Here is a 17,178-nt window from a genome sequence, read left to right on the forward strand (position 1 = left end):
GGTCGTTAGCTCAGTCGGTAGAGCAGTTGGCTTTTAACCAATTGGTCGAAGGTTCGAATCCTTCACGACCCACCACTTATGATTCGCATTGTTTATGCCAAAATAAGTGAACATTTTTATCGTAATACCTAGATGGGTCGTTAGCTCAGTCGGTAGAGCAGTTGGCTTTTAACCAATTGGTCGAAGGTTCGAATCCTTCACGACCCACCACTTATTTCTTCAGCTGTATCTCTCTCAAATTTCCCCCCTGAATGTCCCACGTTAAACTCCAATACTGAGTACCGAATTTAATACCTTCGTTTTACTTATTCCACTGCAAAATATTTTTCTAACATAATTATTGGCATTAGCAAGTTCGACTAATGCGGCATCTTTAAAAAGAAACGTATCTTGAGTTTGGTGATTATATTAAAGCTGACATTATGTGCAGTGATGATGACAACGGTGCGCTGGATTCAGGGGGGCTTTCTAGGCAGTTTTATGTACCGAGCACTATCTTATGGAAAGCTCTAATCCCACTGGGTTGTGATAAAGACTAAAAAGGAGACCTTAGGTCTCCTTTTGCATTAAGCGGATCACATATCTATAGCGCTTAATCTAACAGATTGTTTTCACGAACATATTGCTCGAAATCTGTGCAGCCACCTATGTGCTTCTCATCAACAAAAATCTGCGGTACTGTTTCAACTGGCTTACCGACAGTTTTTTCTAAATCTGCTTTAGAGATGCCTTCTGCATGGATATCGACATATCTGAACTTAAAGTCATCACGTTTTTCAACGAGTTGCTCAGATAATTGCACAGCACGAACGCAATAAGGACAGCCTGGACGGCCAAAAATAACAACGAACATAATAGCTCCTTAGGATTACTTTAGTCGTTTTATACCATAGGCCTAAGTGAATTGATAATGTCAGCCGCGTTTATTTTCAGTTTGATAGCGACCTTGATAATCAAAATAGCTTTCGAGCAGATCCCAGCCTTTTTTATGTTTCTTCAGCAGCAAGAGATCGGGCATGCGGAATTTATCCGCGTCGCTGATTAACTCTGTCACCTTAGTGTATTTTTTCGGTTTTAATCCCGGTGTACGGCTATGGGGAAAGATGAATAAGGCATATAGGGCTCGCCACTGGGCCGGCGTTTGTAATTTAAAGCGGCGATTGAATTCATTGCCGTCGATATCGAGGTACTGCACTTTCAGATTGCCGTCATCGTCGATGAGGCTCATATGCTGGCAGCGGAATAAATGATGGTGCTGCTGGCTGAGCACTTGGCGTAGGCGTTTATCGGGATCGATGAGGGTCGATTGGCAGTGCTGGCAAATGCGCGCGGCGATATCATTCTCTTCGCCACAATCAGGGCAAGATTTAGATCTAAATCGAAAGTCGCACTGCAGCTTTTTACCTTGCTGTTCGACTATGCCCTGACAGCGGCGACCAAAGTGTTCGATAATGTCGCCATCGTCGTCCGTGAGTCCCCAGAATATATTGGCAAAATCGCATACTGGGCAATGCACCTGCACGGGTACCGATTTACTATTGGGTTTCGCTTGGCCGACCTCGGGGAAATACAAGTCATAACCATTGGCTGCATAGTCGATGATAAGACAATCTTTTTTGCCTTCAGCGATTCGCAATCCACGACCGATCATTTGTTGAAACAAACTGACTGAGGCTGTAGGGCGCAAAATTGCAATCAAATCCACATGGGGCGCGTCGAAGCCTGTCGTCAATACAGCCACGTTGACCAAAAACTTGAGCTCTTGGGCTTTAAAGCGTTCAATCGTCGCGTCACGTTCATTGTCGTGCGTTTGTGCCGTGATAATGGCGCTCTGCGCTGAGTGAGCTTGGTTGAGTAGGCCAAAAATCTCATTGGCGTGGCGCACCGTTGCCGCAAAAATGATAATGCCTTTTCTATGTTGGCTCAGTTCAATGAGCTGTTTCACAATCGCAGTGGTCGCGCGGCCGTAATGTCCCAGTAAATCGTTAACCTCGGCTTCGGCATATTCGCCATTCTCGTTTGCTTTAAGTTGGCTGAAGTCGTACTGGGCACTTAGGCCATCAAACAGAGTTGGCGCTGTGAGGTAACCTTGCTTAATGAGCGGCCTTATGGGCAGCTCGAACACACAATGTTCGAACACGGCATGTTCTGGAGACCCCACTTTGCCGTGATAGTGTTGCTGATAAATCCAGCCAGTGCCAAGGCGATAGGGCGTGGCGGTGAGACCGAGCAATCTCAATTGGGGATTTTTCGTGCGTAAATGGTTGAGTACTTGCTGATATTGGCTGGTTTTTTCTAGGCTGACTCTGTGGCATTCATCAATAATAACTAACGAGAATGGCTGATCGAACTGCATTAATCCCCGCGCTGCCGATTGAATACTGGCAACGACGGTTTTTCCGTCGGTGGCTTTTTGATTGAGTCCCGCCGCATAGATACTGGCTTGTGCTGTGAGGAGGCCGACTTTCTCGGCATTTTGAGCAACTAATTCTTTCACATGGGTGAGCACTAAGACTCTGCCTTTGGCGATGCGTGCCAGTTCGGCGATCACTATGCTTTTGCCGGCGCCTGTGGGTAATACGAGTACGGCGGAAGTTTGGCTTTGCCTAAAATGGGCGATGGCGGCATTAACCGCTTGCTGTTGATAGTCTCTGAGTTTGACTGACACGCTGATAAAAAATCTATGCTGAATAAAAGTGAGGCTGCAAGCTTAACATAACAGGCAAAAAAAATGCCCCTGGTTGGAGGGGCAAGCTAGAGAAAGGAGCAATCACACACACTCTCTCAACAGGGTTCACTTTTAACCTGAGGTTTAAAAAGGGAGGTTCAGGTTACGCTTAGCCTATTGGGCATAGACTAAGCGTTGTGGACGTTATTCGTCACTCAGATATTACTCAGTACGATTCAAGCGTGATTCAATCAAGGTCTCGATCACCGCTGGATCGGCCAAGGTTGATGCATCCCCTAAGTTGGTCACTTCGTTAGCGGCAATCTTACGCAGGAAGCGGCGCATGATCTTGCCCGAACGTGTTTTAGGTAAGCCCGTCGCCCATTGGATGAGATCTGGAGTTGCCAGCGCACCAATTTCTTTACGAACCCATTGACGCAGCTCTTGACGTAGCTCTTCGGTTTCTTCAGTACCACGGGTTAGCGTGACGTACGCATAAATACCTTGGCCTTTAATATCGTGTGGGTAGCCAACTACTGCAGCCTCGGCAACCAGTTCGTGTGATACCAGCGCACTTTCAACCTCTGCTGTACCTAATCTGTGGCCGGATACGTTGATCACGTCATCGACGCGGCCAGTGATCCAGTAGTAGCCATCTTCATCACGGCGGGCACCGTCACCGGTAAAATACATGCCGCGGAAGGTTTTAAAGTAGGTCAGTACAAATCGTTCGTGGTCGCCATACACAGTACGCATTTGGCCCGGCCAAGAATCGAGTAATACTAAGTTACCTTCGTTCTCACCTTCTAAAATATTCCCCATGTTATCCACTAAGGCGGGTTGAACGCCAAAGAACGGACGGGTCGCTGAGCCAGGTTTAGTATCGGTCGCGCCTGGCAGTGGGGTGATCAAAATACCGCCGGTTTCAGTTTGCCACCAAGTATCGACGATAGGGCAATGCTCATGACCTATGACTTCATGGTACCAACGCCATGCTTCTGGGTTGATAGGTTCACCTACCGAGCCCATGATCCTCAAGCTACTACCATCGAACTTATCGAAGTGTTGTTTACCTTCGGCCATCAGCGCGCGAATTAAGGTTGGCGCTGTATATAGAATGTTCACTTTATGGCGGTCAATCATTTCGCCTAAACGGGCAGGGCTTGGATGATTTGGTACACCTTCATGGATAAGCACAGTCGCACCATTGGCAAGTGGGCCGTAAACCATATAAGAGTGGCCTGTGATCCAACCCACATCCGCGGTACACCAGTACACTTCACCCGCTTTGTAGTCGAACACATATTCATGGGTCATAGACGCATAAACCATGTAGCCGCCAGTGGTGTGCAATACGCCCTTGGGATTACCGGTTGAACCTGAGGTATAAAGCAAGAATAACGGTGCTTCGGCGTCCATTTCTTCTGGTTGGCAGTGCTCTGATGCGGTTTCCATCAGTGAATGCCACCACACATCACGGCTTTCTACCCAATCCACTTTGCCACCTGTGCGTTTAAGAACTATGACTTTTTCAACGGTAGTGACATCAGGGTTTTTTAAGGCATCATCGATATTGCGCTTTAATGGAATTGCACGGCCACCGCGCATACCTTCATCGGAGGTAATGATGACTTTGGATTTACCGTCAATCACCCTAGAGGCGATTGAATCCGGTGAGAAACCACCGAAGACCACAGAGTGCACAGCGCCGATACGGGCACAGGCAAGCATAGCGACAGCGGCTTCTGGCACCATAGGCATGTAAATTGTGACTATATCACCGCGGCGCACGCCTTGGCTGCGCAGTGCGTTGGCGAATTTACACACATCTGCATGTAATTCACCGTAGGTGATTTTGCGTTGTTCGCTGGCATTGTCGCCTTCCCAAATAATCGCCACGCGATCACTGTGCTCGGCTAAATGACGGTCTAAACAGTTGGCTGAAGCATTCAGGGTGCCATCGTAAAACCAATTGATCGATAAATTATGGTCATCAAAAGAGGTTTTTTTAATTTTGGTATAGGGTTTTATCCAATCCATACGCTTGCCGTGTTCTCTCCAGAAACCTTCAGGATTGACAATCGACTCTTGGTACATTGTTTTATATTTATCGTTGTTTACAAGTGCATTGGCAGCGATATTGCCGGAGACTTTGTAGAGAGACTGCGAGCTCATAGGGCTTCCCTTTTGAAAAATTGCGTGGACTGAGTATGGTATGCAAGGGGGCGGCAACTCCATTAGACCTTGGTCTAGTGTTAAATTTTCCTTTATATTTAGTCTGTTGCATTAAAAATCCGGCTAGATTTTAGACAGGTTTTATCGCACAATAATCAGAAAAAAGAGCAAAGTATGAATTTAACCTTAGTCGTTGCTGTTATTGCCGTCTGTTATGTCTCGCTTTTATTCCTATTGGCTTGGGGGGCGGAGCGTTGGTTTACTCAGATCACTAAAAAGCTTCAGGTCGTGATCTATGGTCTGAGCTTAGCGGTTTATTGCTCCTCGTGGAGTTTTTTAGGCACAGTTGGGCAATCGGCTAAGGATTTTTGGTCTTTCTTACCGATTTTTATCGGCCCTATTCTGATTTTTACTTTAGGTTTTGGCATGTTACGCAAGATGGTATTAGTGTCTAAGGCGCAAAATATCACTTCCGTGGCCGACTTTATTGCCGCCCGATACGGCAAATCTCAAACCTTAGCCGCCTTAGTCACCTTAATTGCCTTGTTTGGCATCATGCCCTATATCGCCCTGCAGCTTAAGGCGATGGTGTTCAGTCTTAATTTGTTTCAACCCGCTGACGATCCCCTCGATGGCGTGACGATTCCGTTACTGATCACTTCGCTGTTAGCCATATTTGCCATTTTATTTGGTACTCGCAAACTCGATGCGACCGAGCATAATCCCGGCATGATGCTCGCGATTGCCTTTGAGTCTCTGGTGAAACTTGCCGCATTTTTGTTGGTCGGCATCGTCATCAGTTTCGGAGTGTTCGATGGTTTTGGGGATATTTGGCAGCAGGCCAATGCGCAGTCACTAATTAATTATCCTAATCCACGTATTGAAGCCTTAATGCCTGAGTTACTCGTCGGAATGGCGGCCTTTTTATGTATGCCAAGGCAGTTCCATGTAATGGTGGTGGAATGCGCCGATGAGTCAGTGTTGTCAAAGGGGCGTTGGCTGTTTCCCATCTATTTAGCGCTTTTCGGTTTATTTGTTGGACCGCTCGCCTTGGCGGGGAAGATTATCCTCGGCGATTCTGTGTCGGCCGATACCTATGTGATTAATCTACCACTCGCCTTAGACCAACCTTTGCTGGCGGTGATTGCACTGCTGGGCACACTTTCGGCGGCAACCGGCATGGTGATAGTGGCGGTGGTGACTATTAGTGTGATGGTGAGTAACGAATGGCTGGTGCCTGTGATGCTGCGCACTGGCCATATCCGCGAGAAAAACTTCAGTCAGTTCTCGCACCTGTTACTTAATGCCCGCCGCTTAGCCATCGTGATTATTCTGGGCTTAGGCTATGGCAGCTATTTGGCATTATCAGACAGTGATTCCTTGTCCCATTTAGGCATGTTGTCTTTTGGGGCTTTTGCCCAACTTGCGCCAGCTTTAGTCGGTGGACTCTATTGGAAACACGGCAATCGTGCTGGGGTATTTTTAGGACTCGGCGTGGGCTTTTCGCTGTGGTTCTACATCATGTTGCAGGGCATGACCGATGTGCAAAGTTCATCGGCGTTCTTGTCTAGTGTCGCGAGCGAGAAAGGCCTGCTAGATGCGATAACGCCCAATGTGCGTGATGCGCTGACGGCTCTTTTTGCCAATATCGCCTGTTATATTTTGGGTTCTATTTGGTTTAGAGCCGGTGTGGCCGAGCGTATTCAGGCCAGTGCTTTTGTGAGCCCTGGCAAATTGAAAAACAGCGCTAATAAGAAAAATGGTCCGATTTCACAGCAAGATTTACTGATACTGGCGAGTCGCTTCGTTAGCCCAACACGCGCCTACGAGAGCTTTAGCCGTTTCTCGATTGATGCGGTAAAAAGTGATAGTTGGCATAAAGCGGCGCCGCCGGAGTTGATTTCCCACACTGAACGTTTATTGGCGGGCGTACTCGGCGCTTCAAGCGCAGCGCTAGTGATGGATTCCGTGCTGCAAGGGCGCGATTTAGCGCTGGATGAAGTCTTTAGTCTGGTCGATGAAGCCTCATCGAAGATTATGCTCAGTCAAGACATGTTGCGCGGCGCGATTGAGCACGCCTATGAAGGCATGAGTGTTATCGATAACGATCTCAATCTCGTGGCATGGAATTACAAATATGTGGAGCTGTATCAATATCCCGATGGATTTTTGCAGCAGGGCATGCCCATCAGTGAAGTGATCCGCTTTAATGCGGCGCGGGGTTATTGTGGTGAAGGGGAAATAGAACAGCAGGTTGAGCAGCGGGTGCAGCATATGCGTAATGGCACACCGCACACTTCTGAGCGCCATCGCAGAGACGGCAAAGTGATTAAAATTCAAGGCAATCCTATGCCAGATGGCGGCTTTGTGATGACCTTTACCGACATTACTCAGTATCGCGAACAGGAGCGCGCGCTGCTCGAAGCCAATGAAACCTTAGAAAGCCGCGTTAATGAGCGAACCTATGAATTAGCCATGTTGAACAGTGAGTTACTCGAGGCTAAAGCGCAGGAAGAAATCGCCAACGCCTCTAAGAGTCGCTTCTTGGCTGCTGTTGGCCATGATTTAATGCAACCGCTTAATGCCGCGCGGCTGTTTACTGCGTCGTTATCTCAGTATCCCAATCTAGATCGTGAGGCCAGAACCACCTTATCCCATGTGAATAGCTCGCTAAAAATTGCCGGCGAGTTGCTCACCGACCTATTGGATATTTCTAAACTCGACTCAGGTATGGTGGATGTCAATCGCCGTGACTTTGCGATTTCAGAACTGATCAATGGCTTATCCGTTGAATTTGAAGCGATGGCGGCGGATAACCAAATTCGTTTTAAGATGGTCCCATGCAGCGCAACCGTTAATTCTGATCCTTCGCTGTTAAGGCGTGTCCTGCAAAACTTTTTAACTAATGCTTACCGTTATGCTCGCGGTGGCAGAGTCTTGTTTGGTTGTCGCTATCGCGGTCATTACCTTGAGATCCAAGTGTTAGACACGGGTTGTGGTATTGATGAGAAAGAAACCCAAGAAATTTTCAAAGAATTTAAGCGGTTGAATAATCCTAAGAGCAACAATGTTAGCGGCTTGGGCTTAGGTCTGGCGATTGCTGATCGCATCAGTAAAGTGTTAGAACACGGTATTCAGGTTTCGTCCCATTTAGGGCGCGGCTCGGTCTTCTCCATTTGTGTACCGCTTGGAGAAACTGTGCGTCAGCCACAAGTGAAGGCGTTACCGTCGCTGCTGCAGCCGTTATCGGGTATCAAAGTGTTGTGTATCGACAACGAAGAGGCCATTTTAGCTGGATTAGAAAGCCTATTAAGCCGCTGGCAGTGTGAGGTTATCTGTGCAAAAGATTTATCCGATGCACGCATTAAACTAGGACTGAAAGGCGTCGCGCCTGATATTGTGCTCGCGGATTACCATTTAGATGATGGCCAAAATGGCGTCGATGCGATGGACGGTATTCGCGCGCTTTATGGACAAGATTTACCCGGTATTTTGATCACCGCTAATACCCGCAAAGAGTTGGTGGAAGATGTGCAACGCCGCGGCTATCACTATATGGCGAAAATGATAAAACCTGCCGCGCTACGTGCCTTGATTTCTAGCTTGGTAAAATAAGCTTGGTATACGTGCTAGGTAACATGAGTTTAGTGACGTCGGTACGTTTATCGAAATGCCAAGATAATCGCGTAGTTTTTTATGCGGCTTATCTTGGCGAAACGGTTTGACACAGGTTTGTGGGTGTAACTAAATACATGACTAGAGTTTGAATACGGCCAGTTTATTGTTTAAATTCAGTGATAATTCGGCCAAACTTTCACTTTCTTGAGCCAAATAAGTCGCCGATTCAGAGACTTCGAGCGCTGAGTTATTAATCCCGCACACGTTTCTGTTCATGTCTTCTGCGACCACACTTTGTTCTTCTGCGGCGGTGGCGATATGGGTTGCCATGTCACTCACATGTTTTATATGAGCAACGATAAGCGATAAATCCTTCCCCGCTTTTGCCGATTGACTCACACTGTTTTCTGCCAAAGCTCGGCTTGCATCCATTGCCTTAGCAGCGCTCACGGCCCGTTGTTGCAATAATGAAATCGTGTTTTGAATTTCTTCGGTCGATTGCCTAGTGCGACTGGCAAGTTGCCTCACTTCATCGGCGACTACAGCGAACCCTCGCCCTTGCTCGCCAGCGCGGGCGGCTTCAATTGCCGCATTCAGTGCCAGCAAGTTGGTTTGGTCTGAAATCGCGCTGATAACAGAGGTGACCTCGCTGATCTGCATGACTTCCTCTTTAAGCATATTTACTTGATCCGTCGCTTGCTCCACTTCTTTGGCAAGTGCATGAATACCATCTACGCTGGCGTGAACATCTTGGTCGCCAAGGCCAGCTTCCCAAGTGGCTTCTTTGGTATCTTTGGCTGTGCTCTCCGCATTATTCGCGACATCGGCGATAGTGGCGCTCATTTCATTCATGGCGGTGGCAAGTTGGGCGAGTTGATCCCGCTGATTATTTACCGCTTGATTGGTTTCCTCTGCAGTTGAGGCGATACGAGCCGAGGCCTGTGCAACATTGTCAGCGCTATGACTCGCTTGAAGTAAAGTGCTACGAATGGAGTCTATGCTTTGGTTTATATTGTGGGCTAAGATGCCAAGTTCATCTTTACCATAGATTTTTAGCTGAGTCGTTAAATCACCTTTTGTGATGGCGAGCATAGCCAGATTCACATCATCCAATGGCTGCGTAATAGAGCGGCTAATGGCATATCCTAGCCAAGCCATAAGCACAATAATGACAAATGTAATGCCTCCCATGGTGAGGTATTCATTCCAAATGGTGGCTTCGATATCTTGGAGTAACATACCTGAGCCTAAGATCCAGCCCCAAGGTTTAAATCCCATGACAAGTGAGATTTTTTGCGCTGATTTGCCATTCGTCGTCGTCCAGCGGTATTCGACTAATCCTTGTTTGCCATCACGGCCGAGTTCGACCATTTCGAACCAATAATTCTCTTCGCCTCGATTACCCATTTGTTGGCCAACCAGTTCTTTTTTGATGGGATGAACGATAACGTGCCTCGATTCATCAATCACAAACAAGTAGTTATCACCATCAAAACGCATGTCGTTCAACATGTCTTTAGCGGCTTGCTGTGCTTGCTCTAGGGGGAGCGATTGCGACAACGCTTGGATACGGCTGCTGGCGAGGGACAATACGGCATTAAGTCGTGCTTCACGCTCTGCCATCAGGTTGTGCTTGAGGGCTGTGACGGAAATAGTGAGTAAAATTAAGGCTCCTGCGAGGGCGATAATGAGCTGTAGTGCGAGTTTTCGATTAACGGGGATGTTAGCGAGTTTGAACATATGATCTCCTTTTCTTTGTGTAGCGATTTAAGCCATTCCCTCTGCTCAAGTTGTTGTCAGCTTTTGGCGAAAGATATGTTGTGTAAAGTGAGTGATATAAGCATCGTTAGCTTTGATAAAATTTCCAGTTGGTGGATTAAATAAATGCACTAAATTACAGAGTTTTAATGGAAATTGTGAGCAATATTGCAATTGCAACCTTAGCGCGTTTATCTATCGAGAGGATGCGAGATTCGAACAAGGGAAGGGCTGCTGAGTCTGAGATAAGCCAAGCAGTTCGAACCCCTAGCGCACAGTGCGCAGGGGTTCGTTTATTCGACGTTAAAGGCTTATTGAGTTGAAAGAGCGTTAAACTAAAAGATGGTCAAGTGTTAAAGCATTAACCGTGGCTGATAAGCTGCGGCTCAAGATTTTTTGATACCGCGCTAATACCTGCTGCGACTTGCTTCATCGCACTGGTGAGTTTGCTTAATTGTGCTGAGCTAATGATATAGGGCGGCATGATATAGATAAGGTTGGCGAAGGGACGCACCCAGACGCCTAAATCAACAAATTGTTGCTGTAGCTCAGCGGTATTGACGGGTTCGTGCATCTCTAACACGCCGACAGCGCCGAGCACGCGCATGTCTTTTACGCTCGGCAAATCAATCGCATCCTTAAGTTCAACGCGCATTTGCTGCTCGATAGCGGCCACTTGCGCTTGCCATTCATTGCGATTGATTAAGTCTAAGCTCGCACACGCCGCCGCGCAGGCCAGCGGGTTGCCCATAAATGTCGGACCATGCATAAACACGCCAGCGGGAGATTGGCTTATGCCTTGGGCTACTTTATCGGTACATAGTGTTGCCGCTAGGCTGATATAACCGCCAGTCAGCGCTTTGCCTAAACATAAGATATCAGGGGTAATATGGGCGTGTTCATAGGCAAAAAGCTTGCCTGTTCGACCAAAGCCAGTGGCAATCTCATCTAAGATCAGCAGGACATCAAATTCATCACATAGGGTACGAAGACCCGTTAAATAATCTGCGCTGTAGAAACGCATACCGCCAGCGCCTTGCATGATTGGCTCTATAATCACTGCGGCAATATCATGGTGATTAATGCTTAATATGTCGCGCATTGCGGTTAAATCATCGGCTTGTAAGGCTTCGCCAAAGACGGTTTGTGGTGCAGGCACAAAGGATTGTTTCGTGACCGCATCGCCGAACATAGTGTGCATGCCACCTTCGGGATCGCATACGCTCATCGCGGCAAAGGTATCGCCGTGGTAACCCTTCTTAACGGTAAGAATGCGTTGTTTTAGCGGTCGCTCTTCTCCATGTACACTTCGCCCTTGCCAACTCTGACCTTGCCAAAATTGCAGCGCCATTTTAATTGCCACTTCGACTGAGATAGATCCAGAGTCGCACAAAAAGACCTTTGTTAGCGGTTCGCAGGTCATAGCGATAAGTTTTTTACACAGTTCAATGGCGGGTTCATGGGTGATACCGCCAAACATCACATGGCTCAGTTGATGCAACTGTTTTTCCATCGCGGTTAATATCTCGGGATGTGCATAGCCGTGCACACAGGCCCACCACGAGCTAGTACCATCGACCAACTTGCGGCCATCGACCAGTTCAAGCTCGCAGCCTTTGGCGCTGTGTACACCAAAAACAGGAAGAGATCGGGTCATTGAGGTGTAAGGATGCCAAATATGGGCGCTATCAAAGTCAAAATCGAGTAAATTGCGCATAAATGCTCACTTTTTTGGTGATAAAGTAGCCATTAGTAAACTGGGTTCACTGGTTGGCGTTGACAGTTTAAGGGCTGAGGTTATCCTAGCCAAGATAAAAAACAGAATAAAAAGGGTGTTCAATGTCGCAGTTGCAAGTTCGTCATGATTGGAAGCGGGAAGAAATCGAAGCCTTATTTGCGCTGCCGATGAATGATTTGTTATTTAAAGCCCACAGCATTCACCGTGAAGTGTACGATCCTAATGAAGTGCAAATTAGCCGCTTGTTATCGATTAAAACCGGTGCTTGCCCTGAGGATTGTAAATATTGCCCACAGAGCGCCCGTTATGACACAGGTCTAGAAAAAGAGCGTTTGCTGGCAATGGAAACTGTGCTGACCGAAGCGCGCAGCGCTAAGGCCGCGGGGGCTTCTCGTTTCTGTATGGGCGCAGCTTGGCGTAACCCAAAAGAAAAAGACATGCCGTACCTTAAGCAAATGGTACAAGAAGTCAAAGCCTTAGGTATGGAAACCTGTATGACGCTCGGCATGCTTTCTGAAGGTCAAGCGAACGATTTAGCCAGTGCTGGCTTAGATTATTACAACCATAATTTAGATACTTCGCCTGAATATTACGGCGATGTGATCACGACACGTACCTATCAAAATCGTTTAGATACACTGACACATGTGCGTGCTTCTGGCATGAAAGTGTGCTCGGGCGGGATTGTCGGCATGGGTGAAAAGGCGACGGATCGTGCAGGCTTACTACAACAGCTGGCTAATTTACCGCAGCATCCTGATTCAGTGCCGATCAATATGTTAGTTAAAGTGGCGGGCACGCCGTTTGAGAAGCTTGACGACCTCGACCCACTCGAATTTGTGCGTACTATCGCCGTAGCGCGTATCTTAATGCCGCTTTCCCGCGTGCGGTTATCGGCAGGCCGCGAAAATATGAGTGATGAGTTGCAGGCCATGTGTTTCTTTGCTGGCGCTAACTCGATTTTCTATGGTTGTAAATTGCTGACCACACCAAACCCAGAAGAAAGCGATGATATGGGGCTATTTCGACGTTTAGGCTTACGTCCCGAGCAGGGCGCCGCGGCAAAACTGGAAGAAGAAAGTGCTGTTTTAGCAAAAGCGGCGGCCTATCAAGATAAGTCATCGGCACAATTCTATGACGCGGGTGCTTTGTAATATCACTGAGTGCATGTTGTCCGACAAACAGGTCGAATAGCCTGTAAACCTTGTTGGCTGCAGCCTATTTTGATTGCGGCCGATAGCTTTATTGGCCGCACTCCATTTTTCAAGCAAGCATTTTTAAGACAATCATTCTTGAGGCTAAATCGATGAGTTCTCTGCTCGAGATGAAAATTGCCGCCCGTCAGCAAGCCTTACGTGAGCAAGGTTTATTACGGCAACGTAAAATGCTGAGTGTTGATCACAGCTTTGATGTTAACGCACCCACTTCGAGCCCGCGCTTTGTGTTCGAAGGGCGATCCTATGTTAATTTTAGCAGTAATGATTATTTAGGTTTATCCCGCGTTCCTGAGTTGGTTGAAGCGCTGCACCTTGGCGCGCAGACCTACGGTGTGGGTAGCGGTGCATCGCCCTTAGTGACAGGGTACAGTGATGCGCATGTCACACTTGAACGTGAACTCTGCGCCTTAACGGGGCATGAAGCGGGATTACTATTCTGCTCGGGCTTTAGTGCCAATACGGCGTTAATGAAAACCTTGTTTGATCAGCAAGATACTGTGATTGCCGATAAACTTGTGCACGCCTCAATTATCGATGGTTTGCAGGACAGCGGTGCGCAGTTAAAACGTTTTTTACATAATTCGCTTGAGAGCGCTGAGCGGCTTCTGACTCGAAATCACGCATCGGCGTTAATCACAGAAAGCGTGTTTAGCATGGACGGGGATTGTGCGCCGATCACTCAGTTATCGGCGCTTTGTCGTCAACAGAATACTTGGTTGATTGTTGATGATGCCCATGGTTTTGCGGTGCTCGGTGACTATCAAAATAGTGATGCAAGAGATAAAGCCGCCAAGCTTATCGATGTGCAAGTGGTGACCTTTGGTAAGGCATTAGGTTGCCAAGGCGCAGCGGTTTTGGGGAGTCAGGCGCTGATCGACTTTTTGGTCAGTAATGCCCGCGAATATATTTATTCGACCGCCTTATCGCCCGCCAATGCCGCATTAGCGTTAGCCGCGACTCGGTACTGCACTGCACATCCTGAGTTACAGCAAAAGCTGCTTGAGAATATTTCGCTATTCAAACAGTTATGCCTCGATGCTGCCGTGCCCCTTTTAGGTTCGGATACCGCAATTCAGCCGTTGATCATTGGCGATGCGCAGCAAACCCTGCAAGTCGCCGAAGCGTTAAGAGCCGCGGGCATTTGGGTTGGGGCGATTCGCCCGCCGACGGTGCCTGTAGGGTCGGCGCGGTTACGCATTACCTTAACGGCGACCCATACCGCTGAAGATATTGCTGCTTGTGTTGAGCAATTAGCCCAAGTGCTCAGTCGTGTTGGTATTCCGCTTGTCAGTGAACGAGAATCTGCCTATGAGTACAGATAAATGTACCCTATAGATCGCGTTATTTTATTGAATGTTAAGTTTTTATGGTTGAGTGTTAGTTAAAATGCCAAGCCTGATAAAGTCTAGTGATCCAAGCTGTAGTGAGCCTGCTCATGAGTCAAACAAGTTTATAGCTTGCGATCTTAAGCTGAGTGAGCTTAATGCGGGCGTTTCTTATGGGGGCGTTTTCGCGGGGACTGTGTCCAATGTGCACGGGACTCAAATTGCTGAACGTTTTTCTGCAGCGGCTCATAGTTACCAAGATCATAATCAATTACAACGCCTGAGCGCTGCCAGTTTACTCAGTGAGTTTTCGGCAGCAGGTTATCTGTTAGACATCGGGGCAGGCCCAGGCACGGATTTTTCTGCGTACCACAGTGTGTCTCAACCAGCGGATCTCTCTACGCAAAATCCATCCACAACTGTATTTGCCGTGGATATTGCCCTTGGCATGCTACAAAAGCTAAAACAGTCTTATCCCGATTATCTCGGCGTATGTGCCGATGCGCAGTGTTTACCTTTTACCAATGGCTGCATGGATGTTATTTACTCTAATCTAGCCCTGCAATGGTGTGCTGATTTTCCCGCTGCGGTAGCCGAAATAGCGCGGGTACTTAAGCCGAACGGTGAGTGTCATTTGAGCCTAGTAGCGCAGGGGAGTTTGAATCAGTTAGCTGAATTAGGGTTAAGAGTGAATGACTTTTCGACGATGCAAGCACTCAAGGCTGCATTTAAACTCGATACATGGCAATTACTTGAAGTGCAACTCGTCCCTATGACAGTGTATTTTGACACTCTTAAGGCACTACTCTATTCAATTAAAGGTGTGGGGGCTTCTGTACATGTCGCCAGTTCAACAACTCGGGTTTCAGGTTCAACAGTGAGTGCTTCAGAATTCACTCCACGGCTGCGTGGTCGTCAAGATTGGCAGGCCATGCAGGCCAAAGCCGAATCGCTACGTTTACCCCAAGGTTTGCCATTAACTTACCAGATAGTTCAAATACGTGCTCGGCGCAGGTTTTAAAGTTCACATATTATGCCTTTAGTCATGGCATTATTAATTAGCACTAATATCTAGAAAACGTTGGATTTTTAACATTACGTATAGAGATCGTTAGCTATATGGACATTTAGCTTATGGAGAGTGGGCTTAACAAAGCGCAACTCATAGCAACAGATAAGGATCTAATATGTATTTTGTAACAGGTACAGATACCGATAGCGGTAAGACTTTGGTTTCGGCGGCATTATTAACCGCTGTGAATCGTTTAGGGCTCATAGCCAATGCTGACTCTGCTGTGAGTATTCTTGCAGCTAACACTATGTTGACTTTAGGTGTTAAACCCATCGCCTCGGGCTGCGCGCAAACCTCTGAAGGATTGCGCAATGCCGATGCGTTACAGCTGATGACGTCATCATCATTAAAACTGGCTTATCCACTCATCAATCCTTTTTCCTTCGAACCTGCGATTGCACCGCACATTGCCGCCGCCCAAGTGGGCGTGAGTTTAGCGCCTGAAGCTATCATTGAAAGTTTAGATTTAGTGGCATTTGCTCAAGCGGATTTTTGCTTGATTGAGGGCGCGGGAGGCTGGCGTTTACCCTTAGGTGATGGTAGGTATCTTTCGGAAGTCGTACAGAGATTAGAACTGCCAGTGATACTCGTGGTTGGCATGAAACTCGGCTGCTTAAATCATGCATTGCTGACTCAAGAGGCGATATTGGCCGATGGGCTTAAGATTGCAGGCTGGGTTGCTAATAGTGTCGATCCGAACATGAGTATGTTTGAGGAGAATCTGACGAGCCTTAAAGAGATGATGACAGCACCTTTCCTCGGTTGTGTGCCATTTCTCGAGGATCCAAGTGCTGAAAACGCTGCTGACTATGTCGATATTGCGCCACTTTATCAAGGTGAGGAGAGCAATACTTAGCAACTACTTAATTGTTTAAGACTTTCCCCTAAGCGGAACGGTTATTTTTCTTTTGATAAAAAGTGAGCCTCAAATCATGTTGAGGCTCATTTCTATCAAGGCTGCTGATTAATGTTCGCAAAATCTCGCAAAATAGTGCCTGCACATTGAAGCTAAGCGCCGCTATTGATTTGCTGCTTCAATGTGGTTGAGGCTTTAAAGCTGGGCTGATTGTAACCGTCTATTTCTATGGCTTCGCCCGTTTGTGGATTACGCCCTGTTTTAGCGACATGGTATCTGAGTTCAAAGGTGCCAAATTGTGGCAGGAAAATTTTCTCGCCTTCGCTCAATGCGGCGTGGATCTGTTGCAGTATCTGCTCAACCACAGGTTTAGTGCTCGCTTGCGATGCATTGAGCTCGGCGGCAATACGTTGGATAAGTTGTGCTTTGTTCATAGAAACCTCTGAAGTCAGCTTAGGTTCAATCGAAGGGGAGTTATAACAAGCTCGTCCCGAGATTGAAAGCCATAGCAAGCTCAGCGCGGTTGATTGGTGTTTTATTGACAGGCTTGTGAAGCTTTTGGTGATTGTGTGTTGCTAAAGTAAGTACAAGTTTGTCGGATTGAGTGGCAGGCTGATTTTACTGGGCGAAGTGACTGACTTAATTTAAAGGCTTATTGAAAGGCTTATTGAAAGCCTTAGTTAAAAGGCTTAGTTAAAAGGCTTAAGCGCAAGGCGTATTGCGCTTAAGCTATGGATTGAACACTATTCAA

General features: G+C 47.3%; 11 protein-coding genes and 1 tRNA gene. 6 read left to right on the plus strand and 6 right to left on the minus strand.

Features of this window, described 5'->3' with window-relative positions:
• Positions 1-134 precede the first annotated feature (134 nt).
• Positions 135-210, plus strand: a tRNA-Lys gene (locus HGO26_RS05895).
• A gap of 382 nt (positions 211-592) precedes the next feature.
• On the opposite strand, the gene HGO26_RS05905 is transcribed toward HGO26_RS05895, so the two are convergent.
• From HGO26_RS05905 to acs, 3 genes are all read right to left on the minus strand, one after another.
• Entirely contained in the window at positions 593-853 is a 261-nt protein-coding gene (locus HGO26_RS05905; RefSeq protein WP_028760344.1) for a GrxA family glutaredoxin, read from the minus strand.
• A gap of 60 nt (positions 854-913) precedes the next feature.
• Complete coding sequence (radD, locus tag HGO26_RS05910) at positions 914-2,668, minus strand: DNA repair helicase RadD (RefSeq protein WP_168823904.1); 1,755 nt, start codon at positions 2,666-2,668, stop codon at positions 914-916.
• Between the two features lie 222 nt (positions 2,669-2,890).
• Positions 2,891-4,843: an acetate--CoA ligase gene (gene acs, locus HGO26_RS05915; protein ID WP_168823907.1), complete on the minus strand. Its 1,953-nt coding sequence runs from the start codon at positions 4,841-4,843 to the stop codon at positions 2,891-2,893.
• 174 nt (positions 4,844-5,017) lie between these two features.
• Between acs and HGO26_RS05920 the strand changes: the two genes are divergently transcribed.
• The gene (locus HGO26_RS05920) at positions 5,018-8,458 is read left to right on the plus strand and encodes a hybrid sensor histidine kinase/response regulator (RefSeq protein ID WP_168823909.1); all 3,441 of its coding nucleotides are present in this window, start codon (positions 5,018-5,020) and stop codon (positions 8,456-8,458) included.
• Positions 8,459-8,599: 141 nt separating this feature from the next.
• On the opposite strand, the gene HGO26_RS05925 is transcribed toward HGO26_RS05920, so the two are convergent.
• The gene (locus HGO26_RS05925; protein WP_168823911.1) at positions 8,600-10,201 is read right to left on the minus strand and encodes a methyl-accepting chemotaxis protein; all 1,602 of its coding nucleotides are present in this window, start codon (positions 10,199-10,201) and stop codon (positions 8,600-8,602) included.
• Positions 10,202-10,580: 379 nt separating this feature from the next.
• Positions 10,581-11,936, minus strand: a complete 1,356-nt coding sequence (gene bioA / locus HGO26_RS05930; RefSeq protein WP_168823913.1) for an adenosylmethionine--8-amino-7-oxononanoate transaminase — start codon at positions 11,934-11,936, stop codon at positions 10,581-10,583.
• Between the two features lie 122 nt (positions 11,937-12,058).
• Between bioA and bioB the strand changes: the two genes are divergently transcribed.
• The 4 genes from bioB to bioD all read left to right on the plus strand — a co-directional run bounded on the left by bioB (position 12,059) and on the right by bioD (position 16,427).
• A complete protein-coding gene (gene bioB, locus HGO26_RS05935; RefSeq protein ID WP_168823915.1) occupies positions 12,059-13,111 on the plus strand; it encodes a biotin synthase BioB in 1,053 nt (350 codons plus the stop codon).
• Between the two features lie 152 nt (positions 13,112-13,263).
• Positions 13,264-14,496 (plus strand): aminotransferase class I/II-fold pyridoxal phosphate-dependent enzyme, encoded by a 1,233-nt coding sequence (locus tag HGO26_RS05940; RefSeq protein WP_168823917.1) that lies wholly within the window; start codon positions 13,264-13,266, stop codon positions 14,494-14,496.
• Positions 14,497-14,560: 64 nt separating this feature from the next.
• A complete protein-coding gene (locus tag HGO26_RS05945) occupies positions 14,561-15,520 on the plus strand; it encodes a methyltransferase domain-containing protein (RefSeq protein WP_168823919.1) in 960 nt (319 codons plus the stop codon).
• 166 nt (positions 15,521-15,686) lie between these two features.
• Positions 15,687-16,427, plus strand: a complete 741-nt coding sequence (bioD, locus tag HGO26_RS05950; RefSeq protein ID WP_113938770.1) for a dethiobiotin synthase — start codon at positions 15,687-15,689, stop codon at positions 16,425-16,427.
• A gap of 152 nt (positions 16,428-16,579) precedes the next feature.
• On the opposite strand, the gene HGO26_RS05955 is transcribed toward bioD, so the two are convergent.
• On the minus strand, positions 16,580-16,861 hold the full coding sequence (locus tag HGO26_RS05955; RefSeq protein WP_168823921.1) for an HU family DNA-binding protein: 282 nt from the start codon (positions 16,859-16,861) through the stop codon (positions 16,580-16,582).
• Positions 16,862-17,178 lie beyond the last annotated feature (317 nt).

Source organism: Shewanella oncorhynchi, assembly GCF_012584455.1.
GTDB lineage: Bacteria > Pseudomonadota > Gammaproteobacteria > Enterobacterales > Shewanellaceae > Shewanella > Shewanella oncorhynchi.